Genomic DNA, 11,875 nt, shown 5'->3' on the forward strand with positions numbered 1-11,875 from the left:
ATTTTAGCCTTCCTTGAACTTAAAAAATTTTCTAGTTTTCGTCCGGGCACTAAATAAAACAAAGAATTAAATCTGGGACAGCAGCTCGGATGGCATTTCCACTTTTTTTCTTGTCAGCCACATACCCTGATATGGTTGAACCGGCAAATATAATTTTCCATCCGGAGCAGTCTGCACAATTCGGCCCTCAATATTATCAAACAAAGACCGGGACCCATGCAGACCGCACGCGCCAAGGTCAATCGTTATAGTTTCCATGCTTTGTTTAACATTTACTATAACCAGGGTATGATGCTCATTATAAGAGTTGTGGATAAGAGCCACAGATTTGGCAGAAGAGGTACCTGAAGCAATACCTGCTTCAGCTTCATTGCCTCTAAAATGAAGGGCCGGGTCCATATCGGCCAGGGCAATAATATTATTTATTCCCCTGGCTATCTTGTGCTGAAGGGAGGCAGGATCTGATAAACGCTTTTCCAGCTCTTTCAAATCTGACTTCGTTCTTTTAATATCTCTTAACTCGCCATTTTCTTTAAGTCTCTTATAATCATTCGGGAGACCCAGCAGATCATTAAAATAGATGGACTTGACATTCCGTCCCATTAAAGCAAAAGCTAGGGTGTAGAAGGCCAGGTAACGTTTTGCTTCCATATCCTTATCATCCAGTCTGATCATGGAATCGATCGTGGAGATACATAGCTCATAAGGCTCCCGGCCGTTAATGACTTTGTTAATAAAATATCTAAGGGAGTCGTTTTTGGCAAACTGACCTGCGCCGATACCTAATGCCCGGGCTATATCCGATTCATCATGAATGCTTTTCCTGAGATATAGAATAGTATCAGAAGGATTGACACACTTAAACAAGGCTGTTTTTGCCGAATTACAATCAATTCCGGTTTCTCTGCAAAGTTCCTGAAACTCCATGCCGGCATACTGACGCCGCGGCACGGCTCTATACTTGATTTTACCTCCATTTATTTCAACAGTGTCAGCCAGGTTCTGCCTTTCCGTAAGAGATAAGAGATCGAGGCTGCCGCGTACGGATTTGCCGTCATGACTTTCCGCCAGGCTGAATCTTATGCTTGTTTTAGGGATATCATATTTGGCTATCACCTTAAAAATTCTTGGAAGTACTCCTGCGTTACCGGTGTTGAACACAACCGGCAGCATACTTGCCAGGTGAAAATCATACATCATGGGCGGCGGACCTTTGTCCGCCATTTGATTTAATATATTGCCGAGCTGGTCGTTTACTTCCAGATTGGGCACAATTCCGGGAGCAACACAATCCATGGAAAGATAAAGAATTTTCATGACAGATTTAACTTCAGGCAATCCGAAACAGGAGGTTTTCCATTTTTTAAAGGCAAAATTGGCGGCATCCAGGCGAAGCATATTCAGATCCATACTAAGATACCAGAAAAAATCATCCGCAAGCATTTTCAGCCCCTGATATGTCGAGGTATTCAAATCAACCTGCACATGACTGAAAGTCGTAAGCGCTCGAATCTCTTCACCGAAAACAAGCGGATCATACTGCTGATAAATTTCAGCATATTTCATTGCCGAATCCGGTCTGTATCCAACAGACTCTAAAATGTCCGCCATATTTTTAATCTTGTTATTAAAAATATATGGTTTATGCTTGGTTTCCTGGGTTGCCGAAAGCGTAAAAATTGTATCAGGATTAACAAAAACTTCCTTTTCGAGGTAATCCCTGAAGCCTATAATATGACGATAATCTTCGGGTAGCAGCATCTGGTCGTTTTTGATTTTATTAAAAATCGACAGCAGGCCGACCACCGCTCCAGGGAGACTGCCCTTTGTAAGATGAGCAAAATGACTAAAATGATTGTTTATTTCTGTAATTTTTTCCTTGTGGTTTAATTTGGCAAATTTGTCATCCTTTGGTTTCCTTCTGAAAATTGTAAAGAGAGGAAATGGCCGGGGACGAAAAATTTGATCAAAATCGCCATTTTTCAAGCGCTCCTGATATTTCTCTTCTGTGAAGATATAAAAAGATTGGCCTGCATCATCATCACCGTCAAGAAAGGCTTGGAATAAGGGATTGGTGATATCGACATGGTTAAGGATAAAATCAGACATGGAAAAATATTTTCCCATCATTTCAGCATATTGCTGATTTGTTCCAAATGATTCATGGATTTCATTACGAACTACCTGGGAAAAAAAACCATCATTAAACCGATTTTCAACTATTTGACAAGCCGGGAGTACGTGCAACCCTCGTATGGCCGGAAAATATTTACTTAAAAAACCATCAAGGGTAATCAGTGAGTTCTCATCCCCCTTGCTGACACTATCCGCATAAGATATCAATACGGTTCTTTGCTGAATTCGTGATAATGGGTCAGAGGGTCTGTATTGCTGGTTCTTATCCTTTATGCTTTGCGCTTTGTTGTTCCATGCCAGGCGCATTTTTTGAGTCCAGTAATCCGAAATTCTTGCAGCCAGATCGGCATATTGATCAGCAGGAAACAGGTCGGCAAAGATTTTTTTTATGGCCGATATCTTGTCCGGCGACAGGGGTTTCCAAGTTTCACTTTTCCCCGGTGTTATAACGCTCATTATGCTTCCTTGTTCCGATATCCGACGGTCTATAGCAGGATTTGGGACATCCTTTCTCCTCGTTCCCAGGCTCTGCCTATGAATGCATACCACAAGGCTCTGCCTTTTTTAAATCAGCGGTTTTACTGCCCCCCATCCTTTAGCGCCCATATTTATTCTTAAAATTTTGTCCATGAATTCCCTCCTTTTAAATCAGGTTTCAGAAAATTTAATAAGAATATCTCCTGTTTCAACCGGCTGACCTGCAGATACCAGAATCTCGGAAACCTTGGCATCACATTGCGAAGCAACGCCGCTTTCCATTTTCATCGACTCAATTATCACAAGCTGCTGGCCGCGATGAACCATTTCGCCAGGTTCAACTTTAACTTCAACGATCATTCCCGGCATGGAGCTTACCAGGATATTTTGAGCCACCCGCTTGATGGACTCGGGCATAAAACTGGCAAGCTCCCACTCCCTTGGGCTGTAAATCTCATAAGTGCGGCAAATTCCGCAGTATGCCGCTTTGACAAAATTTCCCCGGTTCTGCATTCTGAGCATGTGGTCTTTGCCGTTGATTTTCAAGCTGAGTCTGCGTCTGTAAAATTCGAACTTTGGAGTAACAACCTTATATTCCACACCATCTACAGTTATCTCCCATTTTTTGCTCTCCTGGTCTCCCCGCACTATAAGGTCAAAAACATCATCTCCCCCCTTAACTATATAATGATAGCTGTCTTTCAAGGTTGCAGTTACGCCTACATGGGCTGCCATAGGTTTAAGAGAGAGCCTGATAAGATCTTTTTTGTTGTGATAAACAAGCGCCGCCGCAATCGCTGCATGATGAAGATGCTCTATATTGACGACGGGCTTCAACTTTGGGGCGTCCATATATTTTTTAATGAAATCGGTTGAGATGTCTCCTTCAATAAATATGTGATGATTAATAACGGCATTGACAAAATTTAGATTTGTTGCAAAACCTTCTATATGATAACCATTCAGTGCGTTTGTAAGGATTGCCAAGGCATCTTCCCTGGTTTCGGCATGGCAAATAATCTTTGCCAAAAGAGAGTCGTAATATACCCCGATCATGCTGCCGGCCTGAATACCGCTGTCAACACGAACCTTTTTACCGCGCGGCTCAAAATATCTGGTGACTATTCCGGTTGAAGGCATAAAACCCATCGAAGGGTCTTCTGCACAGATCCTTGCCTCTATGGCCCATCCTGAAAACCTACAATCCTTCTGCTGCATTCCTAGTGGCTCACCGGATGCGATTTTAAGCTGAAGTTCCACAAGATCGAGACCCGTGACCATCTCGGTGACAGGATGTTCCACCTGCAGCCGAGTATTCATCTCGAGGAAATAAAAATTTTTATTAGAATCAAGGATAAACTCAACAGTTCCCACGTTTGTATAGCCTGCCTCGCGCGCAAAGCCGCAAGCCAGTTTTCCCATTTTTTCTCTAAGCAATTCATCAACTGCAACAGATGGAGTTTCTTCAATTATTTTTTGATAGCGCCTCTGAATGGAACATTCCCTTTCGACCAGGTAAACCACGTTTCCATGATTATCAGCGATGATTTGGATTTCTACATGACGCGGCGCAGCAATATAACGTTCTACGAATATCTGGTCATCTCCAAAAGATTTTATAGTTTCTTTTTTACAGGCCGAGAGGGCATCTTCAATACCGTCTTTATCGTAGACAATCCGCATGCCTTTCCCACCCCCCCCTGCCGCCGGTTTAAGAAGAACCGGATACCCGATGCTGTCTGCCTGGACAATTGCTTCATCAATATCCGCAACAGGACGATTGTGTCCTGGAACTGTCGGCACTCCAGCCTTGATCGCCATATTTTTTGACACTATTTTATCCCCCATCGCCGCGATGGCGGCAGGTGAAGGGCCAACGAAAACGAGTCCCGCATCAGAAGTCAGCTTACAAAATTCAGCATTTTCAGAAAGAAAACCGTACCCCGGATGAATTGCCTGGCAATTGGAATTCAAAGCCGCATCGATTATTTTCTGTTTATTAAGATACGACTCGATAGGACGGGCACCACCGAGAAAAGCAGCCTCATCCGCCATCTTGACATACAGACTACGGGCATCTTCTTCAGAATAAACCGCCACCGTGCCGATTCCAAGTTTTTTGCAGGTTCTGATGATACGGACGGCAATTTCACCGCGGTTTGCAATTAAAATTTTATCAAACATAAACTACCTCATAATGGAATATTACCGTGTTTGCGTTCTGCTCTATAAACCTTTTTATTTTCCAGGAACTGCAGGGAACGAATCAACCTGTGACGGGTATCTCTTGGAAAAATAACGTCATCAATATAGCCTCTTTGGGCCGCAAGAAAAGGATTAACAAAGGCTTTCCTGTATTCTTCTATTTTTTCCGCCAAAAACTCTTCAGGATTTACCGCTTTTTTTATTTCCTTCCGATAAATTACCTCTACTGCCCCTTTTGGTCCCAGCACGGCTATCTCTGCTGAAGGCCAGGCATAATTCATATCGCCTCGTATATGCTTGGAGTTCATAACAAGATACGCGCCTCCATAGGCTTTTCTGACAATAACCGTGATTCGCGGCACAATTGCCTCTACATAGGCATATAGGAGTTTTGCGCCATGTCGTATGATACCGCCGTGTTCCTGCTCCGGCCCCGGCATAAATCCCGGCACATCAACCAGGCAAATCAGCGGAATGTTAAATGCATCACAGAATCTGACAAACCGGGCGGCCTTGTACGAAGCATTGCTGTCGAGCACGCCTGCCAGCACGGCGGGCTGATTAGCCACAAGTCCTACGGTCTGACCGCCAAGGCGTCCGAGACCACAAATAATATTCCGCGCGAAATTTGCCTGAATCTCCAGGAATTCCGCGCCATCCAGGATACTATAGATCAAAACGTTCATATCATAAGTCTGGTTGGGGTTTGAAGGAACCAGGTAGTCCAGGACCGGATCGGTTCGGTCGGACGGATCACCGATATCAAAAATAGGGGCCTTCTGGAGATTGTTGGAAGGAAGATAATTGATCAGCCTTCTGACTTCCCGGAGACACAAGATATCATTCGGCAAGACAAAATGAGCTACTCCGCTTTTTTCCATATGAACATGCGCCCCGCCAAGCTCATCAGTGCTTATATCCTGGTGAATTACGGTCCTGACCACATTGGGACCGGTAACAAACATATATGATGTGTCTTCCACCATAAAAGTGAAATCCGTTATGGCGGGACTGTATACGGCCCCACCCGCACAAGTACCCATTATGCATGATATCTGGGGAACAACACCGCTGGCCTCAACATTTCTGTGGAAGATTTCGCCGTATGCCGCAAGACCGTCAACGCCCTCCTGGATACGAGCGCCTCCGGAGTCGTTAAGACCGATTATCGGCGCTCCCACTCGAACCGCCTGATCCATTACCTTGCAGATTTTTTGCGAATGGGCCTCGCCAAGTGACCCGCCTACAACGGTAAAATCCTGGCTGAAAATTAAAACTTCCCGACCGTTAATTGTTCCGTGCCCCACAATCACACCGTCACCGGAATGGACTTTACTATTACCTAAAACACTGCCGCGGCCGATTTTAAGCATATCAAACTCTTCAAATGAGGCTTCATCGACCAAAAGCTCAATTCTCTCCCTGGCAGAAAGCTTTCCGCGTTTGTGCTGATTTTCTATTTTATCTTTTCCGCCGCCTACTAAGGCTTCATTGCGCATTCTCTCTAAAACGGGAATGTTGTCATTTATACAATTTTCCATCAACTAAACCTCGCTCAATTTAGATTAACTATATGGATTATCAGATAAATAATTTCATAAGGCCGGAGTTAGGAAGCAGGGATACAAAACATCAAGCTCCTAACCCGGCGACCGATAACGCAGTAAAATCATTTATGTGAAACTTTATATTGTAATTTATATTATATAAGTAAGGCAACATAACAATCATTGTTTCTGTAGCCAAATATTTGCCAGTGCCAGAAGCAAAAAAAGAATTTTAGCACATACGGCCTGGTAATGTAAATAGTGCCTGAACAAATAATGCTAATTTTTCCAATTTATGAGTCAGACGAAAATTTTAATCCTTAAAATACCAGCACTTTCAAGGTATAAATTGTCATATCATTACCTGATTTTAAAATTTGGCACAAGACCAGGGGGAGGAAGGCGGCCAACCCGTTTCATATTATCTAAATAGTTCAGTTGACCTCCGGTATTTAAACGATTATATTTAGCCCTATCGAAAAAAACTCGCGTGTATTTTAAGATGAGGGTTAAAATGTCTGATTATATAAATCGGTATATTGAGGATGCTATTATTGATGACATTCAGTATAAAATGGTCTTTGTCGGCGGTCCACGGCAGGCCGGAAAAACCACACTGGCAAAACATTTGTGCCAAACGGCAGGTTTTGATATCCAGACACGGTACCTTAACTGGGACGCGCCAAAAGATCGGGAAAACATAATAACCGAAAGTTTTCCTACAGGTCCCGGATTCATCGTGCTGGATGAAGTTCACAAGTACTCAAGGTGGAGGCAGGTGGTTAAGGGGCTTTTCGATAAACGCGGAGATGAACTCCAGATACTTGTTACCGGCAGTGCCCGGTTGGATTATTATCGCCGAGGAGGAGATTCCTTGCAGGGGAGATATCATTTTTTTCGCCTGTTGCCCCTGACATTGGCAGAATTGGGTGTACATACCAGGGATGCAGTTATGGATCTTCTCGTTTACGGTGGATTCCCTGAGCCGTTTCTCCGGCAGTCAGAAAGACATACAAAGCGCTGGAGCAGGAAGTATCGCACAAGAGTTATCCGGGAAGATCTGGCTGATCTTGAAAATGTCAAAGACCTTGGTCTGATTGAGCACCTGGCCCTGCGCCTCCCTGACCTTGTGGGCAGCCCGCTTTCGATCAATGCTCTGAGGGAAGATCTGCAGGTTGCACATCAGTCAGTCGCCCGATGGATAAGCATGCTTGAAAACCTGTATATGATTTTCAGGATATATCCGTTTGGAGCACCACGAATAAGAGCCGTAAAAAAAGAGGCAAAGCATTATCATCTAGACTGGACAGTGGTAAAAGATCCGGGTAAACGGTTTGAAAATCTTGTCGCCTGCCATCTTCTCAAATGGTGTTTATTTCAGCAGGATACAGAAGGCCGAGACATTGAGCTTCGCTATTTTCGGGATATAGATAAAAGAGAAGTGGATTTTGTTATTACAGAAGACGAAAAGCCCGTTTATTTCATTGAATGCAAAAAATCGGATAAAAATATCAGCAAATCACTCTACTATCTTAAAGTTCGTTTCCCTCATGTCCCGGCAATACAGGTTTTGATTGAAAATGATATTGACCTTGTTACTAAAGATGATATCCGGATATGTTCAGTACATTATTTTCTTTCAGATTGGTAAAAGGAAAGAGTAACCGTAGTTATCGGTTCGCGGTTGAAAAAACCAAAAAATTGGGTGTATTTGGGGTTGACGACACCAACTTTACACGTGCAATGACAGGTTGGGCTATCCCGATGAATTAATAGTTTTATTGATGACTTACATAATAACATATGGGCGGGACGCCTGCCATTCTTTTAACCGTTCAGGAAGCCAGCCTCCCAGCTCTTTTGACAAGTAAAAATGTGGATGGAATAAAAAACCCATACGTTCAATCCCGTAATCGGCAAACATTACTGATGTTGTCCGTACATCTTCAAGTGTATATTGCTTGTTCATATTTTTGAGTATCTCCTCGGAGCCGCTTTCAAAACCCAGGCTTATCTGCCTGCAACCGGCCATGGCCATGAGTTCAACAATTTCCTCATCAATATTTTTCGGGTAAATAATACATCTCCAAAGCATATCAAGTTCTCTTTCAAGAATCTGGCGGCATATCGATTTGGCATAGGCTGGGGGGAGATTAAATGTGTTGTCCACGAAAAAAAAATTTACATACCCTGCCTTCACCCAATTCTCAAGCCAGGCTGCGACAATCCCTGGTGAGCGTTTCCGCAGGAGAGAGCCTTCAATGGTGGCGGTGGAACAATAACTGCATTTGAGAGGGCAGCCACGCCTGGTTTGTACAGGAATCCATGGTTCGTGGTTCCGGGATGCCGAAACAGAAAGGATGCTGGTATCCGGAAGGGTTAACTCATCAAGATCTTCGGCAAATATTTTCAGCTGTGGTTCGTCGTGATCCCGAATATGCATCCGGGTATTCCGGAAAGATCGGAGTTGTTCTCCAATCGTGTCAGCAGAGCAGGAAAGGTAATTTCCCCTTCCCCCTCTATTCCAAAATCCGCATCAAGGTAAGCCAGGCAGTAGTGTCCGGTTAAGTTTTTGCATATAGCATTTGCTCTTTGATAATCAGATTATTAGACCATACGTTTTTTTCGTCAGTACGTAATTCGTTCTGGATGGTATTTCTAAGCTGACGAATCCTCTTTATTGATACAGGTTCATTAAACTGTTCATGGCAGTATATGGCCATAAGCAGGTAGGTTATTAACCCCGCAAGGATTTGAACCATCAGGCCATATCTACTGTGAGCAATCAAGTGGTACACTTTTAAATGTTTCTTCCACCATTTGAAAAAAGTTTCGATATCCCATCTAAGCTTATAAACGGTTGCAACCTGCTCGGCTGTAAGATCATAACGATCAGTTGCCACAAAATATTTGACACCGGCAATTTTATAACCAACCAGTCGAACCGGCTTTCTGGTCTGGTTTACCCCAGGAGTGCCAAGAAGAACCACAGCATCATAAAAAATATAGCTGTCGGGATCAACAGGCTGCTCTTTGATAATAGTTCTTGTTGTTTTCGCTTTGATGCGGCAAACAAAATGTTTTTTTTCATCCTGAAGAAGATCAAAATCCTTATGTGATTGATACCCCCGATCCATGATTCCTGTTTGGCCTTTTGTAAGGATAGACCTGACAAAGGGGCGTTCAGCGCCATTTCCATTTGTCAGATGAATTTTTATAGGAATCTTGCGATTGACATCAAAGCCGAAATGGCCTTTTGCTTTTTTAGCGCCTTTTCTGTAATCAGCCCAGTACATGGACAGAACTGCATCAATTAAAGATCCATCAATGGAAACGAGTTCACCGAGATCTGAATAATTTGATGGTAAAGCATTTTGTGCCTGGCTGCAAAGAGCTTGAAAAACATATTCAAGCTGTTCAAGCCCTCGAGAATTGATAATTTCGGAAAAACTGCTACGACTGATCCCTCCATCTGGAGCGACACATTCTTTGGCAAAATCGTCTTCTTTAAGGTGTTGAATAAGATCACGAGCTGATTCATGTTCTTGTAGATGGAAAAATATCAGTGCGTGAAGCTGATCTTCAAAAGTCATTTTCAATGGCCTGTGACCTCGGGATTTAAGCTGTGGCGTGTCAGGAAAAATCTTTTGCAAAGGTTTGAGAAATCGAGCATGAGATTGGGGATTAAAATTCTTTTTTGGGATATTGAATATGTCCATTTTTGTCTTAACTCCTTGTTATAATTATATTTTATAACAAAACGATAAAAAATTTTTATTTGGTTTGTCAAGTAAAAAATGAACATTTTTCTAATTTTTTTATCCCATATAACATGCAAAAACCTAACCGGACACTACTGTAAGCCAGGACACTTTCCGGAAACATACTGTATCCGGCATCACCAAGGACGATCGGTGTGCTGGATAAATCCCGGCAGATCGTCACAATTTCTTTCACCTTTTCGAGCAGAAACATAGGATTTGCAGGATTCTGGTCGTCAATGTTCCTCACCGCAACACCGATACATTCCGGACTAAACTCCGCAATACCACTTTTCAGTGTGACACTGATATCGGCTTCAAACATCAGATCCAGCATGGTGATATCGTGCCCGGCGTTTTTTGCGGCCTCGGCTACACATGCCAGCCCCAAAGGCATGGCCGGCATGTTGAATTGTTCCGTATTGGCCGAAACAAGAAAGACCTTCATGGGCAAATATCCTCGTTATCAGCCCTGCCCGTTCTTTCCAGGCGATAAACAACCCTGTTGTGATGATCAGGGCAACTTATGTAGGCCACGTCAGGGTTCTTTTCCCAGGGAAAACTGCCGCCGTACTTCAACACCTGTATGGACGGTAAAACTGCTCCGAATGCACTGATACACATACCAGCAGGGGTTAACTCCTTCACAGTGAACACTTTACCGGGTTTGTTGCCAAGCGGACATTTTCCTTCAACCGAGTCTACCGTTATTGTTATCGTATGAAACTGAATCGCAGACATAAGAACTCCTTTAAATTATAAAAATGCCCCCACTCATAGAAATGTATTGACCAGGCAAAAATCTGACAACAAAGATGCCGGGAAAACGGCAACACCGGCGGCATTGTATGGTCGCGAATGATGAAGTATTACTGGAACGTTTGTGTAAAAAAGGGGGTTTACAATTTTTACAAGGAACCAAAATGACAGCAATGGTAAAATAATAACTTGAATCAAAAAAATCCCAACATAAAGAAATGTAAGCTTTAGGAGATTCTCTATTATAGCTCCCATATTGCTGACGGTAGCCGCAATGGCATTTTTGAACTCTATTGATTTTCGTTGAAGAAACGATGTGCTGTTCTCAATGGTTCCTAAAACGCCATCAATTTCCGGTAGTGAAAAATCTTTTAATTTATCAAGTTCAACAATCCCTATGGCCAGTTCTTTGTTTGCCACTGATATTTGATCAGCAAAGAAATGTTTATGAACAAACTCATTTGCCATAGACGATATCGGAAGACAAAAACGAGCAATTACAATAAGTAGTAGAAACCGCATTATGATTTTCTGAAAGGAGTTTAACCTTTCATTCTCGAACCATATCATAATAGACAGGGATAGCAGGAACATAGAAAGTATAGGTGGCACAAGCGATACGCTAATTTCATATGCCAGTTTCTGAACCCCTAATGACGTAATCGCCATTACAAGTACATCGGACAAACGCTCCGTCATATCATCAATCGGATCCAAGGCTTGTCCCACAGCCAATGATACGCCTACCCCTGCGGGTTCCAACTGTAGAGTTGAATCCTTTACAATTGAAACAGCAGCGTTGACAACCCTGCATGTAGCATAGGCTACTCCGGCTTTAGTTATTGCTTCACGAAAGTAAACCTCAGTCGCGGTGTCTAATAGAGGAAGCTTTAGTCCGGAGGAAAAGAATAGCAATATCGCTATCAAGACTCCAAGAGATGATCTTATTGTGGGGTGTCCAAAAACTCAGTTTTGTGGCTACTTTTTTTG

Annotated in this window: 9 protein-coding genes; 1 reads left to right on the forward strand and 8 read right to left on the reverse strand. The window is 43.0% G+C overall.

Annotated elements, in window-relative coordinates:
* Nucleotides 1-66: 66 nt before the first annotated feature.
* From BuS5_RS12795 to BuS5_RS12805, 3 genes are all read right to left on the reverse strand, one after another.
* Nucleotides 67-2,592 carry a hypothetical protein gene (locus tag BuS5_RS12795; protein WP_027354851.1) on the reverse strand — a complete coding sequence of 842 codons (2,526 nt, stop codon included), beginning with the start codon at nt 2,590-2,592 and terminating at the stop codon, nt 67-69.
* Between the two features lie 192 nt (nt 2,593-2,784).
* The gene (locus BuS5_RS12800; protein ID WP_027354852.1) at nt 2,785-4,797 is read right to left on the reverse strand and encodes an acetyl-CoA carboxylase biotin carboxylase subunit; all 2,013 of its coding nucleotides are present in this window, start codon (nt 4,795-4,797) and stop codon (nt 2,785-2,787) included.
* An 8-nt stretch (nt 4,798-4,805) separates the two neighbouring features.
* Nucleotides 4,806-6,359 (reverse strand): acyl-CoA carboxylase subunit beta, encoded by a 1,554-nt coding sequence (locus tag BuS5_RS12805; protein WP_198012317.1) that lies wholly within the window; start codon nt 6,357-6,359, stop codon nt 4,806-4,808.
* A 520-nt stretch (nt 6,360-6,879) separates the two neighbouring features.
* On the opposite strand from BuS5_RS12805, the gene BuS5_RS12810 reads away from it, so the two are divergent.
* Nucleotides 6,880-8,016, forward strand: a complete 1,137-nt coding sequence (locus BuS5_RS12810) for an ATP-binding protein (protein WP_027354854.1) — start codon at nt 6,880-6,882, stop codon at nt 8,014-8,016.
* Between the two features lie 138 nt (nt 8,017-8,154).
* Here the strand turns inward: BuS5_RS12810 and BuS5_RS12815 are convergent, their stop codons facing one another.
* The 5 genes from BuS5_RS12815 to BuS5_RS12835 form a co-directional block, all read right to left on the reverse strand.
* Nucleotides 8,155-8,808, reverse strand: a complete 654-nt coding sequence (locus BuS5_RS12815) for a B12-binding domain-containing radical SAM protein (protein ID WP_027354855.1) — start codon at nt 8,806-8,808, stop codon at nt 8,155-8,157.
* A 121-nt stretch (nt 8,809-8,929) separates the two neighbouring features.
* Nucleotides 8,930-10,084: an IS4 family transposase gene (locus BuS5_RS12820; RefSeq protein ID WP_036019371.1), complete on the reverse strand. Its 1,155-nt coding sequence runs from the start codon at nt 10,082-10,084 to the stop codon at nt 8,930-8,932.
* A 67-nt stretch (nt 10,085-10,151) separates the two neighbouring features.
* Nucleotides 10,152-10,574, reverse strand: a complete 423-nt coding sequence (locus BuS5_RS12825) for a cobalamin-dependent protein (protein ID WP_027355144.1) — start codon at nt 10,572-10,574, stop codon at nt 10,152-10,154.
* The gene (locus BuS5_RS12830) at nt 10,571-10,867 is read right to left on the reverse strand and encodes a TIGR04076 family protein (protein WP_027355145.1); all 297 of its coding nucleotides are present in this window, start codon (nt 10,865-10,867) and stop codon (nt 10,571-10,573) included. Before BuS5_RS12830 ends, BuS5_RS12825 begins: the two co-directional genes overlap by 4 nt.
* 33 nt (nt 10,868-10,900) lie before the next feature.
* Nucleotides 10,901-11,812 carry a hypothetical protein gene (locus BuS5_RS12835; protein ID WP_198012347.1) on the reverse strand — a complete coding sequence of 304 codons (912 nt, stop codon included), beginning with the start codon at nt 11,810-11,812 and terminating at the stop codon, nt 10,901-10,903.
* Nucleotides 11,813-11,875: the final 63 nt, after the last annotated feature.

It is taken from the genome of Desulfosarcina sp. BuS5, assembly GCF_028752835.1.
Taxonomy (GTDB): Bacteria; Desulfobacterota; Desulfobacteria; order Desulfobacterales; family BuS5; genus BuS5.

Bases quoted from the DNA above. Each gene is read 5' to 3' on its own strand.
- BuS5_RS12795 (WP_027354851.1), bottom strand. From the start codon at position 2,592: ATGAGCGTTATAACACCGGGGAAAAGTGAAACTTGGAAACCCCTGTCG.
- BuS5_RS12800 (WP_027354852.1), bottom strand. From the start codon at position 4,797: ATGTTTGATAAAATTTTAATTGCAAACCGCGGTGAAATTGCCGTCCGT.
- BuS5_RS12805 (WP_198012317.1), bottom strand. From the start codon at position 6,359: ATGGAAAATTGTATAAATGACAACATTCCCGTTTTAGAGAGAATGCGC.
- BuS5_RS12810 (WP_027354854.1), top strand. From the start codon at position 6,880: ATGTCTGATTATATAAATCGGTATATTGAGGATGCTATTATTGATGAC.
- BuS5_RS12815 (WP_027354855.1), bottom strand. From the start codon at position 8,808: ATGCATATTCGGGATCACGACGAACCACAGCTGAAAATATTTGCCGAA.
- BuS5_RS12820 (WP_036019371.1), bottom strand. From the start codon at position 10,084: ATGGACATATTCAATATCCCAAAAAAGAATTTTAATCCCCAATCTCAT.
- BuS5_RS12825 (WP_027355144.1), bottom strand. From the start codon at position 10,574: ATGAAGGTCTTTCTTGTTTCGGCCAATACGGAACAATTCAACATGCCG.
- BuS5_RS12830 (WP_027355145.1), bottom strand. From the start codon at position 10,867: ATGTCTGCGATTCAGTTTCATACGATAACAATAACGGTAGACTCGGTT.